We start from the raw sequence: 24,642 nt of genomic DNA, 5'->3' as shown, positions 1-24,642 counted from the left end.
CTATCAATTTACACACCAATAAAAGCATTCCAAGTTTTCATTATGTCAACTATTTGATATTTTTACTTTCAATATGATTGTTTATGCACAAAATATAAGTCATAATAATAAAGAAACTAATACACATAAACATCAGCAAATAGACAAAATTATTATTGAGTAGTTACAACAAGAAAATAGCTATATATAGACTATATATAGCATTTACAAGACATATCATCTATCATTATTTTATAGATAATAAGTAATAAATATTATTTTTGAAAGAGTAATTAAAGAAGATTATCAGGAATATAGAATAATTTAAAAGGAAGAAATCTCAATTGTTAAAAAGTAAATAGTCATAAAAAAAAGAGAGATCACCTTTAAGGCAATCTCTCTCTATTTATATTATGTTCAGGATTTTATCTTGTTCCACCAGCCCACCATACAGGCTCAGTGTATACATACTGACCATCACCATATGCTTTTTTCACATTAGGATTAGCCAATGTATCATCAGATCCATAAGGGCAACGAAGTGGGAATTTACCAGTATTAGCTAATGTTACATAGTTTTCACCCAAAGCTTTCATACGACGAATATCATTATATGATTCTGTAGCCTCACCAGAAGCACCCCAAAGAGCAATATACTTTTGGTTCATAACTTCTTTCAAAGCATTAACAGCAAACAATGGTTTTACATTAGTTTCAAAATACGTTTCAGCTTGTGCGGTTGTAATAGCGTCAGCTGAAATATCCTGAAGGCCACCATAACCTAAGACCGTAGGTGCATTCATTGCTGCAGTAACTGATTTCTCTGTATTTGCAATTGCAGCAACAACAGCTTGCTTCAACACACCTTCAGCTTCATTAGCTCTATTCAGGCGGCAAAGTGCTTCAGCTTTCAAAAACAAAAGTTCATGATAACTCATCAACATTGTTGGAGCTAATTGAGCATATACATAAACAGAATATGAATAATAGTTCTGACGTTCTGTAGGAGTACCATTTGGTGCTAATCTAAACTTAGCATTTCCTGGAACTAAATGAGCCCATGAACTTGGATTATAATAAACTCGGCTAATACGTGGATCTTTACGAGCTGCTAACTTATCATACATACTTTGACTTGCAGAAATTGCATCACGGCTCCACTGAAAGTCAAATAATGGATTCAAATTACTTGCACTATAGTGATCAAATGCAGCTTGGTCATCAACAGAAGCAAAAGATTTATCTACATATTCAATAACCTTTGCCATATCAGCAGCTACATTAGTTGAACGTTTCATTAAACGCATTGTATAACGAGCTTTCAAACCATATGCTAATTTCAACCATTTTGCTTTATCACCACTGTAAAGCAAATCAAAACTACCTGGAGCTGTTTTATCACCTTGTGGCAAATCAACAATAGCATTATCAAGAAGCTGCATTATTGTTTTATATACATTCTCCTGAGAATCAATTTCCGGGTTCATATATTGAGGTTTGCCATTAGTCAAATCTGGAAGCGCAGCCTGAGTGTAAGGAACATCACCGTAAGCATCAGTTAATATGGCTGAATTTAAGGCAGCCATAACTTCAGCCATACCTTTAGTAGTATAATTGCCTTCTTGTTCACCACCTTCGGAACATTTTTTAATAACTATACGTGCATTCTTCAATGAAGAATAGATATTTCCCCAAACATTATTAAATGTAGAAGATGCAGAAGGTTCATTTTGGCGAATTTCAGCATTATATAATTGATTGTATGTACCAACTTCGTTTTCAACATATGCTGAAAAATAAGTATTCAAATCGCCACCAACATTATTGAAAGCTGTAGATGTAATTACATCAGCTAAAATAAATTTCGATGGAGCATTTGTTGTGTGATTTGCATCTTTATTAATGTTATCCATTACATCTTCCGAACAAGACGCTAACACAGCAGAAAGCATCGCTGCAGATAAGAGGCCTTTGGATATATTAAATTTAAATATTGATTTCATATTATTTCTTTCTTTAGAATTTAACAGTAAAACCTAAACCATAGCTGGAAGATCCCGGTAATGAAAAACGCTCAAATGCACCAGCCATATTATTATTACCTTGAGAAGCTTCTGGATCAAGTCCTTTAAGTTCAGACCACAACAAAAGATTTCTTGCAAAGAGATTCATAGTAACACCTAAATTCGGTTTAGCCCAAATAGGATAGCTCAATGAAATCTCACGCAACTTAAGGAAAGAGGTATTGAAAACCATTGATTCTGAAATGCCATTCAAATTAGAAAAATATGTTTCAGCATTACTACCACTAATCTTAATGTCATTTTTAGCATAAGTAGTTTTTCCCAAAGCATCTGTTCCTGTAACTTTCACAGCATCACCACCATCAAACAGGAATGATTCAGCTTTACGGAAATCTGCTGATTTTTTACTTACACCATAAAAATCAAGCATTCCGGCAGTACCACCATACATTTGACCACCTTGTTTCCAATCCAACACTGCTGACAAACGGAATTTGTGAAATTCTAATGTAGTATTAAATCCAACACGGAAGTCAGGAGCAACAGTTCCAAGAACCTTTTCCTCACCAGCCATTGGCATACCATCTTCATCAACAACAATTTTACCTTCATCATTACGTAAGTAACCAACACCATATATTACAGGGAACTTATCACCAATACCTGCACGTATTTGTGGTTCAACAAAACCTCCAAGGAAAATGCTGTTTACACCTTCAGCCAATTCGTCAACATAGTTGTCAATTTTAGCAAAGTTAACACCAATGTTCCATTTCAAGTTTCTTGTATCAATAGCTTTAACATCAAGAGTTACTTCGTGTGAATTAGTGTGAATAGAACCACCATTTGTAACAAATGCACTATAACCTGTTGAAGTAGCCAAAGGCACATCAAAAATCTGGTCTTTAACATTTTGGCGAGAATATGTATAACTCAAAGATAATAATCCATTAAAGAATGTCAAGTCAGCACCAAGTTCATATGATTTAGTGTTCTGAGGTTTCAAAGCAGGATCATATACAGTAGAATTTGGAGTATATGCCACAACACTACCAATTGGATAAGTAATTGGAGTTCCAGAAGAGAAACCACCACCATAAGTAGGAGTAGTATAATAAGAATCATAATATGTTCCAGCCTGACCAACTTCAGCATAAGAAGCGCGCAACTTACCCCATGTTAAAATATCATTCTTCAGAGATTCTAGTTCTGTGAAGATAAAGCCGAGTGATACTGTTGGATAGAAGAATGAACGATTGTTACGAGGCATTGAAGATACAATATCGTTACGACCTGTAGCACTGAAATACAACATATTCTTATATGTAAGAGATAAGTTAGCAAATGTACCTACTGTACGAGACTTTCTATATGATTCAGAAGCCTGATAAACAGAAGCATTGCTAATATGGTTCCAACCACCATAATTAAAATCAGATCCGTATGATTCGTAATACTTCTTAGTTTTATGAACAAATTCGTTACCAACTAAAGCATTCAAATTTAATTCTTCATTAATATTCCAATCAAAGTTTGCAGTTAGCAAAGAGTTTGTTTCATTGATAGTATAGCCATAATGATCAATTGACCCCTTACCATTAGCATGTCCATAACCCCACAAATCAGTATAATTAGTTGTATACGCATCTGTTCCTAATTGGTATTTTAAATCTAATTTTTTATCGTCAGATCCAAGCTTAGTAGTGTATTTTGCATAAACATTACCAAAGAAGCGTTGTGAGCGTTCTGTAAACTTATTGTTATTGATAGCCCAATATGCATTATCAAATCCACCTGTTCCACGATAATTATTCTGAGTATAAGGATCACCCTCTGCATAATATGGTATTCCAGCTAAATCATAGCTTGCTGGTGCAGGAAAAACTGTTGCAACAATACCATTATTAGCTCCAGATTGCTTTGTAATTTTTGATGTTACAAAATTACCATTAAAACCAGTCATCCAGTTTTCATGAAGTTTAGCTTCAGCAGACATTTTTGCATTATAACGATCTAAACCTGTAGAAGGTACAATACCACTTGTAGTCGTATTACCTAAAGAGAATGAATAGTTGCCTTTATCAAATCCCTGTGCAATATTAATATTATTACTCCAAGTAGAACCTGTTTCAAAAAAGTCACCTACATTATCATAAACCTTAGGAGCAACCCATGGGTTTAAACCAGCCTTGGCACGTTGAGGTACATAATACTGACCTTGATGTTTTCCATCAGCCTGCGTAAATTCATTATCTGTATTTCCTCCGTAATTAGCATCATTTGCTAACTCTGAAATTTTGCAGCCCCAAGACTTAGAATTTGAAGGATCATATGCTCCGCCTGTTCCCTGAGCAAATTCCTTTTGCAAATCGGGAGTTACAGAAAGAACATCGAAAGAAAGGTTAGTGTTGAATGTAATTTCAGGTTTACCTTTTCTTGCGCCTTTACCACTCTTTGTTGTAATAATAACAACACCATTAGAAGCACGCATACCATATAAAGCAGAAGCAGCCTGACCTTTAAGGATATTAACACTTTCAATATCATTAGGATCAATATCCACCGAACGGTTAGCAAAGTCAGCACCTGTTACAGAGTTACCAGTATCAATATCAGAAGTAGAAGCGATAGGCATTCCATCAACAACGTACAATGGAGTATTATCTCCAGTGAATGAACGTGATCCACGGATAGTCATTTTAGCAGAAGCACCTGGCATACCTGATGAAGGAGCAATTTCAACACCTGAAACTTTACCTTGCAATGCAGAAGTAACACTAGTACTTGCAGCCTGAGTTAACTGATCAGCCTTTACATCCTGAGCAGCATATCCCAATGCTTTTTTCTCACGGGTAATACCCATAGCAGTAACAACAACCTCTTCCATAACCTTTGCATCAGATACAAGAGCAATTCTAAGATTTGGCTTTATAGCTACTTCACTTTTCTTCATACCTATATAAGATACGACTAACACCTTTGCAGAACTTGGAATGTTCGACAAAGTAAACTTACCATCCATATCAGTAGAGGTACCTATAGTTGTACCTTTAACCAACACTGATGCGCCTATTACAGGCAACCCGTCTTCTTCAGAAACAACAAGACCTGTTACTTTCTGATTTTGGGCAGTTACCAGACCTATGCCAACAAAAAGGCATGTCAATAACAGCATTAATTTTCTTTTCATAAATTCTCTCTTAAAGTTTAACTTTACATTATTTTGTTTCTTTAATCTAACAATTTGCAAAGATATCAATAAATCTAAAAATAGCAACCATTTTATTTAAAAAACCTTGCAATTATTACAAATTGTTATTTAAAAGCACCAATTAATGCTAATCAACATCTAAAACACTCTTAATTTTCCTAAAATACATATATCATCATAGCAATATGGATAAACAAAATGTGATTCAATTGACTAGTTTTTATATTTATCGATAAAATATTCCATAAAAATCCATCTTTTTGACAACTTAACTAAATAATAATCAAGAATGATTAATCAAAAATACAAACAATAACATAAAGGTCTTAATGTGTTATAAATTTTAATAAAACAGCATTTATAAATAACATTTTAAAAGAAAAGACTAGATATAGATTAACATTTTTCCCATTATTAAATGAATGCTAATGAATTTAGTACTTGTGGATAGTGACTATAAAAGCAATTCAAACCCTCCATTGGCCAGATTAAATTAATACATCTTTCATCTCTGCGATACTTTGTATCAGTTTAAACAACTTCCATTTTTAATCAACAAGTGCTGATTATAAAGAACATCTGTTTTCTATTAACCATTTACATCATTAAATAAATCATTCCTTTATAAATAAAATCCATTGACGAATAACTGAAATTTATTCATCAATGGTTATAAAATTCACGCCGTACTTTTATAAAACTCATGCCGGAGCATACTTTAAGTCTAACTGAAATTTCTTTTTTAGAAATCATCCATCACCCCTCACCTTTCACATACAACCAATTGATTAACTGGCACATAAAGAGCATCATCTTTAGTTTAATCCCTCACTTCACCCTAACTTTACCCTCACTTTTAGCTCATCTCTCACCATTTCGAATCATTTTTTGCTATTTTTTGTTTCCCAGACAACTAACAAATCATGAACATAGAATGCTTCTCTAAAAAAAATCATTCAAAAATAGCTGATAGGCATCGAAAAAGTGAGGGTAGCCCAATTTTGTGATAGCTTTGTGATGGTTCAAAATGCTACCATCACCATATATTACACTGATTTACAATGGAGTGAACAATACTAGTGAGGGAGTGATGGATGATTTATATTAGCTTAACAAAACAGGTAACAGTAACAACTCAATTATTATAAATGAACATATTGCATAGTAAGTGCCAGTATATAATTCAGCTTACAAAGTCTATTCGTGGATAACACATAGTAAAAACTAGACACTTACAGTATACATTTAATCAATATAATAGCAAAATTAATTCAATATATATTTAAAATAAAACATAATTAATAAGTAATACTATATACATTATAAGACAATATAACATAATTCAATACTAAACATATATATACTATTATCTCAAATATTTTAAATAAAAAAATAGTAAATTAAGTACATATTTTGATTATATATTTTAAATTTGCAATAACATTCAATTATTTTAATATGAAACATCTAAAGTTTACAATTTTTCTTTGTGCATTCATAATCTCTATGCCTTCATATTCACAGGGATTAAGTGCCTTTAAGTTAAAAAACGGTCTCTCCGTATACATATGGGAAGATAGTACAAAGTCCGACGTATATGGCCTAGTAGGAGTAAGAGCTGGTTCCATTAACGACCCAGAACAATACACAGGTCTAGCTCATTACCTGGAGCATTTATTATTTAAGGGAACTGATAAGATAGGTGCTTTAAATTGGGTGGAAGAAGAACCTCTCTACAAAAAGATTGTGCAAAAATACGATGAGATGGCTGAGACAAATGATCCTGCAAAAAAGGATGCAATCAATAAAGAGATCAATGATCTTACGGTTCAAGCCGGAAAAATCAGTGTATCCAGTGAGTTCTCAAACCTAATAGAAAGCATAGGCGGAAAAGGACTGAATGCCGGAACTAGTTACGATTTAACAATGTACTACAACTCATTCCCCGCATTTCAATTAAACAAGTGGCTAGAAATCTCTTCTCAACGTTTTATTCACCCGGTGTTTCGTACTTTTCAAACAGAGTTAGAAACTGTTTACGAAGAATATAATCGTTCAAAAGATAACCCTGGAAATGCTATAAACAGTTTCATTCTGGAAAAATCATTTGAAGGGCATCCATATTCACGTCCTATAATAGGCTTAGGAGAGCATTTAAAAAACCCAAGAATAAGCAAACTTATTGATTTTTACAATAACTGGTACGCTCCAGAAAACATGGTACTTATTATAGTAGGAAACGTTAATGCAAAACAAATCAGTGCCCGTATTGCTGCCACATTCGGCCAATTAGAGAAAAAGACTATTCCAGAGCGTAAAACTTACCCAGACCTTAACATTAGTGGTCGTAAGCAATCTATAGCAAAAGTAGGACATAACCCTAGCGTGCACCTTGTATATCAAGGAGTAAAAAGTGGAGACCCCGATGAAATTCCATTGGAAATAACAATGGAGTTACTTCAAAATTCAGGTTTAACCGGAACACTTGATAAATTAAAAATTGACGGAGATATTGGAGGCTGCTCGGCATCATTAGTTTCATTACGAGAACAAGGACGTTGCCTTATTACTGCTATTCCATTATATGATGAAAATCAAAAACTTTTTGAGTCAAACAAAGGAACTGAGAAAAAAATAATTAAAGCTATACAAAAAGTTGCAAACGGAGATATTGAAGACTGGGTTATTAATGCAGTTAAAGCAAATATGTGCCGTGACTTTGACTTGAGAATGGAGAATAACTCAAGTAAAGCCGATATTTTGCTGAATGCATTTATTAATGAACAAGATTTAGGAGATGCTTTGGGATACAAAGACAAAGTAATGGCTGTTACCATTGACGATATAAAGAAAGTAGCAAAAAAGTACTTATCCGAAAATTACCTTGCACTATATGTTGAAAAAGGCAAACCGAGTAAAGAAGGCAAAATAGAAAAGCCTAAATATAAACCAGTAGAAGCACCAGTAGGACAATCATCTCTATATGCATCGCAATTCAAACGCTTACCAATAGGACAAGTTGAAGAAAAATTTATGAATTTTGATGATGTTCAAATAAAGAAAATAAATGAACGTTCAAAACTATATTATACAAAAAACACAGAAAATAATGTATTTAGTCTTCAAATTCGTTATGGAGCAGGAACAGAAGTTTTCCCAAAATTAGGTTACGCTGCTTCTTTAATGAATAATGCTGGAATTATGGGCTCGTATGATGCGCAAGAACTTAAAAAAGAATTTAGTAAATTAAATGCTACTTGTGATGTGCAAGCTAATGATAGCTATTTAAATATAACATTAAGAGGGTACGATAATACTTTAGTTCAAGCATGTCAGTTACTATCCCGACAAATATTAATGCCAAAACTGGATGATAAGCAACTAAGTCAACTAAAAGGAAGTGCACTCGGAGGCCGATCTGTTCAAAAACAAAATAGTCAGATTCTTACTGCGGCTTTAAATGAGTACCTAAAATATCAAAATAAATCAGATTATATTAAAGACCTAACAGACAAAGAAGTATATGAACTTCAAATTGCAGAACTTACTGGCGATATAAACCGCGCATCTAATTATGAAGCAGAAATATATTACGTTGGCAATATGGACTTTGATCAAGTATATGATATATTAAGTAAGAATCTACCTTTAGTGGCTAACGAAAAGGAGAGCAAGTCACCTATAGTAAAAGACTTTGCAGCATATACTGAAAACACGGTTTACTTCCTGCCAAATACTGATGCTGAGCAAAGTCAGATAATGTTTTTTATGCCCGGAGAAAATTATGATAAAAAAGATGATGTATTACGAGATGCATTTAATCAGTATTTCTCTGGAGGGTTCAATGGACTTGTCTTAAATGAAATCAGAGAAAAACGTTCAATGGCATATACAGCAGGTGCTTATGTAGGAAGCACGGGATTGAAAGATAAGCCAACCTATTTTTCCGGAAGTATAGGTACCCAAAATGATAAAGCAATAGATGCACTTTCTGTTTTCATGGGTTTATTGAATGATATGCCTAAGAATCCTGAGCGTTTGGAAAATATCAAAAGCTACTTACGTCAGGAAGCATTAACAACTCATCCTGATTTCAGATACAAAGCAAGAGTATATGAGAGTTACAAAAAACTTGGATACGTAGAAGATCCTGCAAAAGAGAACTTATCTAAAATAGACGCTCTTACCTTTGATGATATTTATAACTTCTATCTAAAGAATATCAAAGGTCATTCTATAGGTATTGCCATTATGGGAAATCCGAAAAACATTAAAACAGATGATTTGAAAAAGTTTGGTAAAGTTATAAGACTAAGCGAGAATAAACTTTTTAATGATAAAGACGCCCTATTCTAAATCTACTATCCATAAAACTTTAAAATGCATAAAAAAAATCCGAGTCACCTATTAAATTGGTGGCTCGGATTTTTTTAAGTAAGTTCCCAAAACAAAAACTAGTTCTTATTTCTTGATAAATTTAAAACTATCCATACCATTCTTTGTTTTTATCAATGCAACATACAAACCTTTTGGTAATTTATTTACTGGGATGTATAATACCACATTATCACTCACATTTATTTGATTTATCATTCGTCCATCTATATTAAAGATAGATACTTGTTTTGCCTCAAATTCTAAAGGTATACTCACAGATAAAGTAGATTCATCTTCACTAAGAAAAACTTTTATCTGAGTATCAGAAGTTTTATAATTAATTGCAGTTGGATTATTTACAGACAATTCATTGATAGTATTATTACTACCTCGAATTCTTTTCCAAATTACTCCGTCATCACTATAAAATGGTTGGAGTTTATCTGTAGCCAAAAGGTTTGTCGTTATTTTGCATGGTAATACAGCACTAACTAGTCTTAAAAAAGAGAGAGAACTATCCATTTTGCCTCCGCCTACGATTTCTTTCAATTCATTAGATTCATTGACCAATCCTATACCAATCATTCCTGAAAACGCCTTTAAACAATAGTTATATGCAACAATAGATACATTAAAATCTTTATTAACTTCAACATTACTTTCATTCATAAACAGACCATTTACATCATTGTAAGAAGTGAGATATAGATTAGTCACATAATCTGAATTTTGTTCTGCTTTCTTTATTCCAACAACCATTTCCTGATCAATAGAAAATCCAGTTCCACTATTACCACCAGTTCCCTGCGTTTCAGGATCTAGTGAACTTAATAAAAAATATCCATTTGAAAGACCTCCCCAACCCCAGTTCACATGATAATATCCGTTAGAGTTATATCCATCAAAAATAAATTGATGTCCATCTCCACCTTCATTAGAACCACCGTACATTACAAGGCGTGAGTTATCTAATTCATTACGTATCATTTGGCTCCATTCATCATCTTTATAATATTCTCTAGGCAATAAACGCATACACTTATCGTAGCCAAAATATTCTATCATTCCTTTTACCGCATTATAAGTGTATGCTCCACTGCTGTTTGAGGAATAATCCATTTCAGAAGCTACACCACAGTGATACATCAAGGTTGATACCATCCAATCCTGATTATCATTCCACAAGTTAGTTACTCCATCCACCTTATATTCATCAAGCATATCATCCCATATATAATCCAACTCAAAATCAGCATATAATGCTTTGTTTAGAGTTTTAGATACATAGCTATGATTTCCTATTCCTTTTAGAGGCCAGCGATGATACTTCATAAGTATGCCCATTGCTGTTGCAACACATCCTGTTGGGCATCTTTTCAAACCACTGCTATTGTAAGGACATTTATTATTATAGGGTTTCATTTGATTCCAAAGTGCTGTTTGTAACAACACGCTACTATTTTCAGCAGTTAATACCTTCCCACTTTGCAAAGCAGTCCACTGTTCTCCTACAGTCTGCGACTGAATTTTTCCATTTTCAATTACCCAAGCTATCTGTTTTCTATATTCATTCAGCCAATAGCGAAAATTATCCGGAATACTATCCGAATCAAAGCTCCCTTTATCCGAGTAACCTAAAACGGGAAAAGCGCGATCATCTCCGGAAATAACAACAAATCCATTTGATGAAGTAATATTATAAACATAATAATACACATTACTTCCAGAGGCTGATTTAGTTTGCACATCTGAGCATATATATACTAATGATAAAGATGGCAAAGATCTTGTAAAAACAGTACAATGTTGGCTTACAAAGTTAGAAGCTACTTTGAAAGCCTCATCTTGTTTTACCTCTTTTGAAAAGACAGTAAAGCAAAAAAAGAACAAATAAAAGATCAGAAGGTTTACAAATCGTTTCATCTCAAAAAAATTAGAGGGTATATTAAAGTAAAAGAGTCCTTCATTGTTAAATAAAACGAAGGACTCTTTATCAAAAAAGATATTCTTTACTTAGATTTTAATTAGCAGGAATAGTAAGTTTTTCAGTAAATGTGCCAAAAGAACCCGCTGATACGTAATGCTTCAAAGCAACAGTGATAACATTATTAGCATAAGTACCAGTACCACTTACATATACTTGTCCATAACTAGAATGAGTCCATGCCTTTTGAGCTGCAACCGTAACTTTTCCGGTCTTATCAACATCAAATCGTATATCAAAGTTCTTTTCATAACAGTCCTTAACAATATAAAATGTTGTTTGATCAGCTTTAACCACATCCACACTCCAGGAGTCCTCCATCGCTTCTGATGCAAAAAGACCTTTTTGAGTCATCGGAGTCCAAGTAAGAGTACGTCCTATTGATACAGTAATTGAATCAATCCCAAAAGTAGATACTTTGCTTGCATCAGCAAGCTTCAAGCCCACTTTATAAGTTGGTCCATATTCCATTAAATCAAGATTTGCTTTAATCTTTGCATAAGCCATATTTTCTCCATCAGCAAAACTTACTGACATTGATTCTATAGATAATACCGAAGATTTTACTGGTTTTAAATCAACTGTTTCAGTTCCTTTTGTATTTTCTCTGTAAATTGGTATAAGCACCTCATTTTCGTTTCCATTTAACGAATAATTTAATGCGTTCTGTCTAAAAGAGGTATAGTTACCAGTTTCTGATTCATAAGTTAAGCCTTCATTATCTTGATTACAAGATGTAAGCAAAAGCGGTAATGAAAGAGACACAACTCCTAATATATATAAATATTTTTTCATCTTTTTATCGCTATTTAATTCTTAAATTGGGTTTTGATCTTTAGTTGCATCCAAATTTACATTACCATCAAATTCTGTTTGAGGGATAGTCAAAATAAACGCTTTCCAATCTGGTTTAGCAGTATCGGTACCAACGAGCTTAACCGTATGATTTGTACCCGTATAGCCTCTATTAAAGCCTGTTTTTAAACGTAATATATCAAAGATACGACCATATTCTCCCCATAATTCAATACGACGTTGAAGTATTATTTCATCAAGTAATGTAGTAATTACAGGAGCTGTACCTGTTCCATTTTCATCAAGAGTTAATGTAGCTGCATCGCTTACAGCTGCCAATCGGGTTGCATATTTCGTATCACGAATTTCACCAAAGGTTTTCATTAAATTTCTAGCTACATCAGGATGCCCATTTCTAGCTTCGGCCTCAGCTTCAATTAGCAACATTTCTTCGGCACGCATATAGATGTAATCACCTGTATATGTTTTAAGATCAGAGAACAAAAACTTTTTCTGACAATAGCTAAAATTAGGTCCTGTTGCTTCATTAGTTGTCAGTTTACCATTCCACCAACTGTCATGACGGAAGTCTGTAACTGGTATTTGTTTATATAACCAGGCACTAATACATTTACGAGATTTCGCTCCATACATACTACCTGTTGTGGGGTCCATGTGTGAAAAGAATGAAGCATAAGCCGTAGATTGATCTGCAATTATCTTAGCGCCCCATAGTACAGAAGAAATTTCGGTACTATTCATACCTTTACTCAAGTCACCTGCAGATGCTAAAGTAAGATTTGGTTTCGTCAACGCAAGTTTAGCCGCTTCGGCAGCATCGGCCCATTTATTTTGAACCAAAGCAACTTTAGCTTTTATGCCGTATGATACATACAAATCAATATTAGAAATAGCCTTTTGCGAAACGCCTCCTTTTTCAGCCTCTTTAAACAATTCAATAGCTTTATTTATATCTGAATTAATCTGGGTATAAACATCTTCAACGGTACCTCTACCCTTTCCTTCAGTAGTGGCTTCTGTTGGTTCTGTATATAAAGGAACTCCCGGAGATTGTTCATGTCCTACATAAGTCTGCTGAAATAATTGGATCAAATTGAAATAACAAAATGCACGCATTGCATAAGCTTGTGCAAACAAATTTGCTTTTTGTTCCGCAAGACCAGATAATGTAGATTCTTTAGCAAGAATGTAATTTACATTACTTATTAATGTATAGTAATAATTCCAAGTTGCATATGATCTCCAATTCTTACTAGTATAGCGGGTACGTGCACTATGATTATAATCATAATAAAACCAACCGCTGCCCATTTCATTTTGAACCATATCATCACCCATCAAGTCTGCAAATAATGCAGTTGACATATTCCCAAAGTTTTGATGCGTGTTGCCATCACTCCATCCAGATGTATAAGTTGCCCGATAAATCCCGTTCATTGCTACTTCACCACCCTGAACACTACTAAAAATTACATTTCCAGAAACAGAATCTGTAGGAGATGTTTCCAAATCATCGCTACTGCATGACGCGAAACCAGTAAGGAGTCCGAGAAACGCAAATGTATTTATTATTATTCTTTTTTTCATAATAATCAAAATTTAAAATTTAACATCAATGCCAATAGATATCGCTTTAGATGGTGTATACACATAATTAGTTGTACCAGACAATGAATATTGAGGATCCATACCATCAAGATGAGAAAAAACTGCAAGATTATCGGCTGTACCAAATATACGTATACTCTCAAAGCCAATCTTTTTCAACAAAGATTTTGGTAAAGTATATCCAACAGTGATATTCTTTATTGAAAAATACGAAGCGTCAAGCATATCTTTATTCGTAACATTAATATTATTATCCCAAGCTAATTTAGGGACGTCAGTAATATCACCAGGGTTTTGCCATCTACGTAACAAGTTCTTATGAAAAGTTGTTCCTTTATATAGAATACCTTTTCCCATAAGGACATTGTAATTTGAATCATAGATTTTACCTCCGATTGAATAAGTGGTAAGAAGAGAGAGATCAAAACCTTTATATTTAAATTCATTATTAAAGCTACCATAAAGATCTGGTATACGATTACCTGCAATCTCACGGTTACTTAGCGCCAATGAGTAGTTTGAAGACTTATATTCTTTAGTAACATTGCCATCAGCATCTTTTTCCTTAATTAAATACAGCTGATTACCAGTAAGAGGGTCAACACCAGCAGAAGTAGGCAGATAGAAAGAATTTATAGCCTCACCTTCTTTCAAAATAATATTTCCACTAATTATTTCTGGTTTATCAGCAAGTTTAATGATCTTATTTTTCACATGGCTGCCCATTGCTGTAAAACTCCATTTAAGCGGAGTATTTTTTAAGACATCAACTTTTACAGAAAGTTCAACACCCGTATTTCTCACTTTACCAATATTATTCCAGTAGCTATCAAATCCTGTTGAAGTAGCTTTAGGCATCTTCATTAATAAATCTTTGGTATTCTTATTAAAATATTCAAAAGTTAAGTATAAACGATCAAAAAGTGTGGCTTCGACTCCAATATTTAAATTGGCATTCTTTTCCCATTTCAATTTTTTGTTTTCTAAAGAAGAAATCATCGCGCCACTAGCACTAGCATTAGGATAGCCAAGGCTATATAAGCTCTGATATGGATAATAACTTGACAGAGCATCATTACCTTGAATACCATAACTAGCTTTCAAAGTTAAATTATTAATCCAGTTTACATCAGAAAGAAAACTCTCTCGGCTGATTCTCCATGAGCCACCAACAGACCAGAAAGTACCCCAACGCTGATCTTCATAAAAGCGAGAAGAACCGTCAGTACGAAAACTTCCACTTAAATAATATTTTTCTTTATAATTATAATTCAAACGACTCAAATAAGAATCTATTGAATAATTATCTTCATAAGAAGTACCATCTGTCAATGTACTTGCAGCTGCCAATTCATAAAGGCCACCAAATGGGAAACCTGTTTTTTGAGCTGATAAGTAATTTGTTTTAAGTGCATAATATTCATGACCAATTAATATATCGAAGGAATGATCATTAAATGTACGGTTATAAGTAAGTAATTGATTGAAAGTATAGCTTAACATTCTGGAAGATTCTTTTGTTAATCGACCACTAACTCCCACAGCATTACCATTATATGGATTTGCATACTCTGCCCCTCTAGCTGAATAGTAATCAAGCCCAAAATTAGTTGTGAAATTAAATCCTTTCAAGAAACCATATTTATCATCATCTGCATGTAATGTTATATAAGTTCTTGCACTCATATTATCAACCAAGGTTTCTGCCTTATCATCATACAATGTTGCAATTGGGTTCCAATTACTCTGATTAACACGATTTGATCCATAATCAAATTGCTTATTTCCATCTGAATTCAAAGCTAAGCCACCATCAGCACTATGCATATATACTGGATAAATTGGAGCCATGAACTGAGCAGAATACCAAACATTACTATTTTGTGTTGTGCCCGCACCAGCTGCATAATTTGATTTATACTGAGCAAATGAAGAGCTTAACCCAGATTTTAACCAATCTTTTGCTTCTGAGTCTACATTCAATCTTCCTGAATAACGTTCAAAGCTTGTTGTTTTCAACAGTCCTCCTTCATTCAAATAGCCCATTGAAGCTAGATATTTTGTTTTCTTGCTGCCGCCTGTAAATGCCAATTGGTATTCTTGTCTTAAAGGACTATCTGCTTGCAATTCATCCATCCAGTTTTCATGATATTTCAAATTTGCACTAGAGTTCAATTTACCTGTACTAGGATCTATTAATTGCGCGATAGGTGAATCATAAGGATTATATTCCTCATTAACGCCAAGAATACCTTCACCACCTGCCATTTTAGCCAAAGCTTGCGTTCCTGCAACAGAAGGAGCAACACCATTGGTATTAATCAGTTCATTTTTATATGCTTCAAATGCCAACTCTAAATATTCCTTCTCGTTTACTGTATTATATCTTTTCAGCGAACGGGAAGTAACACCCCAATTGGCTTTCAAATTCACATCGATTTTATCTCCTTCATTTTTCCCTCTTTTTGTGGTAATCATCACTACGCCATTAGCTCCACGAGCGCCATAAAGTGCACCAGCAGAAGCATCTTTCAACACAGTCATAGACTCTATATCATTAGGATTTATAGAGCTAATATTACCATCAAAAGGAATACCATCTACAACATAAAGAGGATTATTTGAAGCATTAATAGATCCAAATCCACGAATTACAACAGAAGCACCAGATCCAGGTTGTCCAGATCCTGCAGTACTTTGTACACCAGCAACAACTCCATCTAAGGCTTTAGATACGTTGGCCACCACTCGCTTTTCAATTTGATCGTTCTTAATAACCTGAGCCGAACCTGTAAAAGAAGATTTTTTCGCAGTTCCATATGCAACAACAACAACTTCATCTGTTACTTGAGCATTTGATTTTAGTACAATCTTCACATTTTGTTTAATTGCAACTTCTTGAGTAACCATTCCTATATAAGAAATGACTAAGGTTTTAGCAGAGCTGGGGATATTCGATATAGAAAATCTTCCATCTATATCAGATATAGCACCAACAGATGTACCTTTAACTGAAACAGATGCTCCAATAATCGGTTGCCCATCTTCTTCCGAAACAACTATACCCGTAACTCTCTGATTCTGGGCAGTTACCAGACCTATACTTATAAAAATATAAGTCAACAACAACATTAATTTTTTCTTCATAAAATTCTTCTTAATGTTTGATTCAATATTAATATATTTTCACTTTAAAAGTTTACAAATATATTAATAATATATAAACAAACAAGCTATAATTATAAAAAAAGTTTAAATATTTACATTTTAATACTATTACTGATAATAAAAGGCCATTAAAAGATATTAAATCAGCTAATATTTGCAAAACAAGACCACAAGTCTTACTTTTTGAAAGTTATAAAAATAGAATAATTATTATTATAAGGATATTATAAAATTAATATGCACCTAAGTATGGCTTTTTACAAATAAAAGAAGTATAATCAATTCAAAAAAAGATTGCATAAAAAAAAATATGCATAAAAAAAATCCTTCTTTTAAAAAGAAGGATAGTAACAAGTATAAATAATAAATTTGTGATTATATGAATAGAGGAATCTCAGACAGTGAATTTATCAAATAGGTGGGCTGAAAAGGATATTCATCTTTATGAATATTATTATAAAACATCTGATGCATACCAATCCCTTTTGCACCAACAATATCAGCATCCCAGCTATCTCCTATCATCAGTGATTCCTCGAGTTGAGATTGGGTGGAAGACAATGCAAAATTAAAAATCTCGGGATACGGTTTATGAACATGAATGTCTTCTGAAAGGATGACTTTCTCAAAATAATGAAAAATACCGGATGATCGCATCTTCTGAAACTGAAGCTCACGAAATCCATTTGAAAGAATAAAGAGACGATACCTGGACGACAAATAGTCAAGAGTTTCTTTTGCATAAGGAACCAGCCCGCTCTTAGTAGGTATTACAGAAAAGAAATCGTCAGAATACTTTTTAGCAAGTTTTTCATCGGGTACACCAACTGCTTCGAGGGGAAAAAGGAAACGCTGACGGTTTAACTCCTCCTTACTTATTTTACCATCACCATACTCAATCCAGAGTTCACTGTTCCTTTTTTGGTATAGTTCATAAAAATGATCGAAAGAATCAAAATAACGTTCAAATCCATACTTATCATACATCTCTTGAAAAGTATCGTTGGCATTGGCCTTAAAATTCCAAAGTGTATCGTCTAAATCAATAAATATACTTTTATACATAAAATAATGGGTGATTCAAAAAAAGGGGATTGTGCAATAACACAGTCCCCTAAATATTCTGTTTAAACTGAAGATATTACTTTACCTGAATTACCAGATACTTAGATACACTCCAGAATTCTTTTGGATTAGTAATTTGCAAAGTCAACTGTCCTTTTTCATCTTTTACTAATGAATAAGAGTTTGCTGGGTGATTAGTCAGAAGGTCTGCACGTTTTGAATAAAGCTTAATTTCTTTTGTAGTACGGATGTCTATTTCAGTAAAGTAGTCTTTATTAAAATCAGCAGTTTTAAGAACTTCGCCACTCTTAAGAATCTTCTGAGCTTTTAATTCTGATTTAGTACCAAATACAAACCAAGCTGTATTGATTGTTTTATCTTGTTCAGAAAGAGTCTTGGTCTTAGCTGTAGTTTCTTCAGTAAGAGTCTGAACGTTAGCGCTCAATCCGGTAACAGCTTCATCCAGTTCCTGAATACGAATGTTTTTAGCTGCAAGTTCTGTTTGCAGTTCTTCAATTTGCTTTGTTTTTTGTTCTAATTCTGCTGTCAATCCTTCAACTGCTTTCTTCAACTGAGCAGAGCTATATTTACTGTTCTTTAGTTGAGATTGAAGTTTTGCGATCTGAGCTCTGCTAGCTTCCATTGTCTTTGATATAAACTGAATATCAGAAGCAATTTGTTCTTTTGCAGAAGCAGGATTTTCCGAGAGTTTTCCCTTTTGTAAGTCTACGCGGTTTTCAGCTGCATTAATCTGACGAAAGCCTTCCTGAATTTCATTAAAAGTTCCCATCATCTCATCCAACTCATTATTACGCTGAGTCAATTGCATTAAAAGAGAATCATTTTCAGACTTAAGCTTGTCATTTTCTACATTTTTTTTGCCATCACAAGAAGCCAACATGGCTACGCATAAAGATAAAAATAATAGTTTTTTCATACGTCTTTTGTTTTTTAGTGAAGCTATTTTATTTAAATTTCTAATCGTCAAGACCTGCTAGCACAATAACTATTTCGCCACGAGGGTCAACGTTTGTAAAGTGTTCAATTAATTCGGCCAATGTTCCACGAACTGTTTCTTCATGTAATTTAGATATTTCTCTCGAAACAGAAGCTTTTCTCTCTATTCCAAAATATTCTCCAAACTGCGTTAGTGTTTTGAGCAGGCGATGTGGCGATTCATAAAAAATCATTGTACGAGTTTCACTCTGCAAAGACTTTAATCTGGTCATTCGCCCTTTCTTCTGAGGAAGAAATCCTTCAAAGCAAAAACGCTCATTGGGAAGTCCTGAAGAAACAACTGCCGGAACAAAAGCTGTTGCTCCGGGAAGACATTGAACTTCTATATCATTTTTAATACATTCCCTGACTACTAAAAAGCCAGGATCGGATATACCTGGAGTTCCTGCATCGGAAATCAACGCAACAGTTTCTCCACCCTTTATTCTATTAACAACGCTTTCCACCATTTTATGTTCATTAAACTTATGGTGAGACTGCATGGCGTTCTTTATTTCAAAGTGTTTAAGTAATATACCTGAGGTACGTGTATCCTCGGCTAAAATCAGATCTGCTTCTTTCAAGACTTTAATCGCTCTGAAAGTCATATCCTCTAAATTACCGACTGGTGTTGGTACAACATACAATTTTGCCATGTTCAAATATATATGATTACATTTTTCACTCCTCAATTAATAACAAGAGAAGTCAATCTTAATTTTATCATTTGCATATCAGCACAAATGTTCGATTGTCTCGCAAATGTAGAAAAAATAATATGCAAAACACAAAAAATGTATTATTTTTGTAGACAATTAGTAAACTAACACTAAAATTTTAATAAGTCAAGGCAAAATGGTAATATTTTCCGAAGATCATATATTAGAAACACGAAAGAGAGGCCGGATTGAGGTTATTTGCGGTTCAATGTTCTCTGGCAAAACAGAAGAATTAATCCGCAGATTAAAAAGAGCCAAATTTGCCAGACAAAGAGTTGAGATTTACAAGCCAGCAATCGACATCCGATATTCTGAAGAAGATGTAGTTTCTCACGACAGTAATTCTATATCCTCCACTCCTATTGAATCTTCTGCCAGCATTTTACTTTTTTCTTCAGACATTGACGTAGTAGGTATTGATGAAGCACAATTCTTTGATAAAGGGCTTGCTGATGTTTGCAGTAAATTAGCGGATAGTGGCGTAAGAGTTATCATCGCAGGATTAGATATGGATTATAAAGGAGTACCATTTGGTCCGATGCCCGATTTGTGCGCCATTGCCGACGAAGTTACAAAAGTGCACGCTATCTGTGTAAAATGCGGCCAGCTTGCATACATATCACACCGTATCGTTAAAAACGACAAACGTGTTTTATTAGGGGAAAAAGATGAATATGAACCTCTTTGCAGGGAATGTTACAATAAAGCTCTGAAGGAAAGTACAGATTAGACCTTAAATTTAATAACTTAAGATATGCTTGAAAAGAAAATCACATTCGATAGTTTTATTCGTTTTATCTTTGGGGTAGCCATAGTTGTTGGAATCTTTTATTTGCTCGATAAATTGAGTGCAGTATTACTTCCTTTCTTTATAGCTTGGCTTATAGCGTACTTCATGTATCCGTTAGTGAGATTCTTTCAATACAAGTTAAAACTAAAATACAGGGTTTTAGCTATTATATGTGCCTTATTGACTGTAGCTTCCGTTATAACAGGCATCATTACTTTGCTTGTACCGCCAATGATAGAAGAATTCGGGAAAGCAAACAACCTGATTATGACTTACATATCCAATGAATCGAACATTAATGTCTTTCCGCAGAGAATCGCTGATTTTATAAATGAGAATCTTGATGTTAAGGAGCTTAATAAAATATTCAGTACGGAGAACATTACCAACCTTACAAAGAATGCACTTCCCAAACTTTGGAATTTATTATCTGAATCATTGGATATTCTGTTCAGCGTTATCGCTTCTTTTATTATTCTTCTATATACGGTCTTTATACTTCTTGATTATGAAGCAATAGCAGAAGGCTGGATAGAATTTATACCAAGCAGATACAGACGATTTGCATCCAGTGTAATTACTGACCTTAAAAATGGTATGAACCGTTACTTCAGAGGACAGGCTTTGGTTGCTATGTGTGTTATGATACTCTCCGGAATAGGATTTCTTATTATTGGGTATCCATTAGCATTGGGGCTTGCTCTTTTAATTGGCGTGTTATCTATGGTGCCTTACATGAAGGTTATTGCGCTGTTCCCGGCACTTATACTAGGATTACTGAAAGTAGCAGATACGGGAGAAAGTATCTGGGTTGTTTTAGGATCGGCATTATTAGTTTTTGCAATTGTGCAGGCTGTAGAAGATTCTTTTATCGTTCCTAAAGTTATGGGAAGAGTTACAGGACTTAATCCTGCTGTTATTTTACTCTCTCTTTCCATTTGGGGATCATTGCTGGGAATACTAGGTATGATCATTGCATTGCCAACAACATCTCTTATACTATCGTATTATAAAAGATTCGTAATACACCGTGAAAAAATTATCAACCCTGAAAGCTCTGATAATCAGAACAAAAAGGAAAACATCAAAAAATAACTAGAAAATTAATACACGAAAAGTTTGGAGCGTAAAGAAAAAGCCGTATCTTTGCACCCGCTAAAGAGAACTAAACGAAATGATTCGCTAGCTCAGCTGGTAGAGCACAACACTTTTAATGTTGGGGTCTTGGGTTCGAGCCCCAAGCGGATCACAAGAAAGAACGAAAGTTCATCTCGATGTAGGAAACTCCTTGAATCATTGATTCAGGGAGTTTTTATTTTATACCTACCCCCCTATCCTGCTTATACAACTATCTAACTTTTTAAAACAAAAGTTATCAATGAAATTTTAACAGGTTACACAAAATAAAAACCTTCTCAAGAAAATTAAAAATCCACAAATTGATCTAGCAATCTAGCACCACCCAAATAACAAACTAACTATAAACATATTACCACCGCTAGATCAAACCAAATTGATCTAGCAGTGATCTAGCGATCTAGCGCTTTGGCGGTTAAATCATATACAATCCAAACAACCTATCACAGAAAAACAATTGATAAACAGCACTTTAGACAACCAATATTAGGATCAACAATAAACGCAGTCAACCAGAATAAGGACGAGACAAACTGCTAGATTGCTAGATCAGCGCTAGATCAAATTATTTTGATCTAGCACTTCTATCGCACTTATAAACAACAACTTAAAAGCTTACTGCTAGATTGCTAGATCAATTTCGCAAAATTGAAATTTATGTAGTGGTTTTGCAGGTTATCAAATGCCACTTCGGTTTTCCGGAAAGATGCAGCGGGAGGTTACTTAAACTCCCGAATGGCTTTTTATATCTCAGGCGGGAGGTTGATGTAATGTTGTACAAAACAATTATATCTTCTGTACAAAAGAATTAATTGTTTTGTACAGAAGAATACATTCTTTTGTACAAGAACACACAAACATCCGGAATAGTTTTTAAAAAGACAAACCGGAGTTTTACCAAACTCCGGCGAGTCATATCTTAAAACAACATGTAAACTCGCACCCGTGATTCTATAAATACACCAACTATTCGGTAAATGCTTCTCCATGAAAAAACGGCAAAGGCGACGTTATTGCAAAACTCCGCAAGGCGTGTGATGAGTATGGGCTGAAACCAGGTCTTTATCTTTCTCCTTGGGATAATTAGTAATAGCGGTTTCAGAAGTGTTATTTTGCTTTCAATGTACAAGACTACACCTACATTAGGGCTCCCATATTACACTAAGAAACCTCTTTTAATTATATAAGTTTGGCTAATTGAAAGGAATGTTGTAGTTTTGAACCCGAAATGCCAAGCAGACAAAATTATTTTTTAGTAGTTTAGAAAGCAACCCATAGTCAAAGGCATAAACCCTTCAAGCAAGAATTCCAAACGGATTGCTCGGTGGAAGAGACAACAGAGGCTGTCTCTTTTTTTTAATCCGCATTTTAATTTTAATATATAAATTCAATCAAAAACAGATGAACGAAATTCCAAATTGTCCGAACTGCCAGGGTGAAAACACCTACTTTGACGGTTCCCTTTACGTATGTCCCGACTGTTCCCACGAGTTCAACGCAGAAAGCGCTGCGACGGAAACAACTCCCGATGTACCCCGCGACAGCAATGGGGCCGAACTGATGGATGGCGATTCTGTAACTGTAATCAAGGATCTTAAAGTAAAAGGATCATCAATGGTCATTAAAAGAGGGACAAAAGTTAAAAGCATTCGCCTGACAGAAATCCCTGAAGAAGTTGACTGTAAAATAGATGGAAGCAGTATTGTACTAAAGACTTGCTTCCTGAAAAAATAAGCGACAACTTACAAAAGTATCAAACGACTATCAAGACGCAAGTATCTGATAGTCGTTTTTCTTTATTACCTTTGTGCACTTAGGTATTTAACTAAAGATTTATGGCAAACCTGATTTTTGAGAACAAAGAGTTCAAAGGTATTAACGGCCTGAATGAACAGCTGGCAATAGGAGAATATTCAGATTGCAACTTTATTAATTGCATTTTCGCCAATGCCGATTTATCAAATATTGCTTTTATTGATTGTCAGTTCAGTAATTGCGATCTCAGTATGGCAACCATCAGAAACACGATATTCAGAGATGTAAAGTTTTTAAATAGTAAGCTGGTTGGATTAAACTTTGAAGAGTGCAACAACTTTCTGATCTCCTTTTCTTTTGAAGAATGCATCCTTCATTTAGCCTCTTTTTACAAACTAAAGTTGAAAGCTACAAATTTTATAAATTGCGATTTACAGGAGGTAGATTTTACCGAGACTGAGCTGAGCAATTCTATTTTCAAGAACTGCAACCTCAGCAGAACAATCTTTTCCAGAACTAATCTTGAAAGGGCCGACTTCCGCACATCTTATAATTATTCCATTGACCCTGAAATAAACCGAATACGAAAAGCAAAGTTCTCCAGAATGGAAGTTATCGGATTACTTGATAAGTATAATCTGGATATAGAGTAAAGCGATAAATAACTAAACTACGTTTTACACTCTTGTACAAAAGAAATATTTGTTTTATACAAGATAACACAAACATTATACCAGAGAAATAAAAAAGGCTCAGCAGATATTTGTATATTATATCTTCATAAAATTTAGGTGCTAGACTGCTAGATTGCCGCTAGACTTTTCCGAAGAAGTCTAGCGCCTATATTCGATTGATTCACAATATATTAAATAAACACTGCTAGACTGCAAGACTTTTTTTTGCGAAAATTAAATTTTATGAGTAGAGGTTGAATTCTAATTATTAATGAAGTTGATATTCATATAGCTAAATTTATACATAAAGAGACCTAGACATTATATATAAATATGAAA

At 34.0% G+C, this 24,642-nt stretch carries 14 protein-coding genes and 1 tRNA gene; 6 read left to right on the top strand and 9 right to left on the bottom strand.

Features of this window, described 5'->3' with window-relative positions; genetic code table 11:
* Positions 1 to 404: 404 nt before the first annotated feature.
* Positions 405 to 1,982, bottom strand: a complete 1,578-nt coding sequence (locus BUC21_RS14580; RefSeq protein WP_073403743.1) for a SusD/RagB family nutrient-binding outer membrane lipoprotein — start codon at positions 1,980 to 1,982, stop codon at positions 405 to 407.
* A 13-nt stretch (positions 1,983 to 1,995) separates the two neighbouring features.
* Positions 1,996 to 5,193: a SusC/RagA family TonB-linked outer membrane protein gene (locus BUC21_RS14575; protein ID WP_073403757.1), complete on the bottom strand. Its 3,198-nt coding sequence runs from the start codon at positions 5,191 to 5,193 to the stop codon at positions 1,996 to 1,998.
* A gap of 1,479 nt (positions 5,194 to 6,672) precedes the next feature.
* On the opposite strand from BUC21_RS14575, the gene BUC21_RS14570 reads away from it, so the two are divergent.
* Positions 6,673 to 9,570 carry a M16 family metallopeptidase gene (locus BUC21_RS14570; protein ID WP_073403741.1) on the top strand — a complete coding sequence of 966 codons (2,898 nt, stop codon included), beginning with the start codon at positions 6,673 to 6,675 and terminating at the stop codon, positions 9,568 to 9,570.
* Between the two features lie 105 nt (positions 9,571 to 9,675).
* On the opposite strand, the gene BUC21_RS14565 is transcribed toward BUC21_RS14570, so the two are convergent.
* The 7 genes from BUC21_RS14565 to rsmI form a co-directional block, all read right to left on the bottom strand.
* Entirely contained in the window at positions 9,676 to 11,514 is a 1,839-nt protein-coding gene (locus BUC21_RS14565; RefSeq protein WP_073403739.1) for a thiol protease/hemagglutinin PrtT, read from the bottom strand.
* 97 nt (positions 11,515 to 11,611) lie between these two features.
* Entirely contained in the window at positions 11,612 to 12,370 is a 759-nt protein-coding gene (locus BUC21_RS14560; RefSeq protein WP_073403737.1) for a hypothetical protein, read from the bottom strand.
* A gap of 21 nt (positions 12,371 to 12,391) precedes the next feature.
* Positions 12,392 to 13,978, bottom strand: coding sequence for a RagB/SusD family nutrient uptake outer membrane protein (locus tag BUC21_RS14555; RefSeq protein WP_073403736.1), 1,587 nt, complete (start codon positions 13,976 to 13,978; stop codon positions 12,392 to 12,394).
* Positions 13,979 to 13,990: 12 nt separating this feature from the next.
* Positions 13,991 to 17,146, bottom strand: a complete 3,156-nt coding sequence (locus BUC21_RS14550) for a SusC/RagA family TonB-linked outer membrane protein (RefSeq protein WP_083547720.1) — start codon at positions 17,144 to 17,146, stop codon at positions 13,991 to 13,993.
* 396 nt (positions 17,147 to 17,542) lie between these two features.
* On the bottom strand, positions 17,543 to 18,232 hold the full coding sequence (locus tag BUC21_RS14545) for a YjjG family noncanonical pyrimidine nucleotidase (RefSeq protein WP_073403735.1): 690 nt from the start codon (positions 18,230 to 18,232) through the stop codon (positions 17,543 to 17,545).
* 76 nt (positions 18,233 to 18,308) lie between these two features.
* On the bottom strand, positions 18,309 to 19,169 hold the full coding sequence (locus tag BUC21_RS14540; protein ID WP_073403734.1) for a Cbp1 family collagen-binding glycoprotein adhesin: 861 nt from the start codon (positions 19,167 to 19,169) through the stop codon (positions 18,309 to 18,311).
* Between the two features lie 40 nt (positions 19,170 to 19,209).
* Positions 19,210 to 19,884, bottom strand: a complete 675-nt coding sequence (gene rsmI / locus BUC21_RS14535; RefSeq protein WP_073403733.1) for a 16S rRNA (cytidine(1402)-2'-O)-methyltransferase — start codon at positions 19,882 to 19,884, stop codon at positions 19,210 to 19,212.
* Positions 19,885 to 20,083: 199 nt separating this feature from the next.
* Between rsmI and BUC21_RS14530 the strand changes: the two genes are divergently transcribed.
* The 5 genes from BUC21_RS14530 to BUC21_RS14510 all read left to right on the top strand — a co-directional run bounded on the left by BUC21_RS14530 (position 20,084) and on the right by BUC21_RS14510 (position 24,282).
* A complete protein-coding gene (locus tag BUC21_RS14530) occupies positions 20,084 to 20,677 on the top strand; it encodes a thymidine kinase (protein ID WP_073403732.1) in 594 nt (197 codons plus the stop codon).
* 24 nt (positions 20,678 to 20,701) lie between these two features.
* Positions 20,702 to 21,832 carry an AI-2E family transporter gene (locus BUC21_RS14525; RefSeq protein WP_073403731.1) on the top strand — a complete coding sequence of 377 codons (1,131 nt, stop codon included), beginning with the start codon at positions 20,702 to 20,704 and terminating at the stop codon, positions 21,830 to 21,832.
* A gap of 81 nt (positions 21,833 to 21,913) precedes the next feature.
* Positions 21,914 to 21,986: transfer RNA gene (locus BUC21_RS14520), tRNA-Lys, on the top strand.
* A gap of 1,289 nt (positions 21,987 to 23,275) precedes the next feature.
* Positions 23,276 to 23,608, top strand: a complete 333-nt coding sequence (locus BUC21_RS14515; protein ID WP_073403730.1) for a zinc ribbon domain-containing protein YjdM — start codon at positions 23,276 to 23,278, stop codon at positions 23,606 to 23,608.
* A gap of 101 nt (positions 23,609 to 23,709) precedes the next feature.
* Positions 23,710 to 24,282 (top strand): pentapeptide repeat-containing protein, encoded by a 573-nt coding sequence (locus BUC21_RS14510; protein WP_073403715.1) that lies wholly within the window; start codon positions 23,710 to 23,712, stop codon positions 24,280 to 24,282.
* Positions 24,283 to 24,642: the final 360 nt, after the last annotated feature.

Origin of the sequence: Bacteroides luti (assembly GCF_900128905.1) — a bacterium.
Lineage (GTDB): Bacteria > Bacteroidota > Bacteroidia > Bacteroidales > Bacteroidaceae > Bacteroides > Bacteroides luti.
Note: the sequence above shows the minus strand (reverse complement) of the source record. Positions and strands in the feature narration are given on the sequence as shown.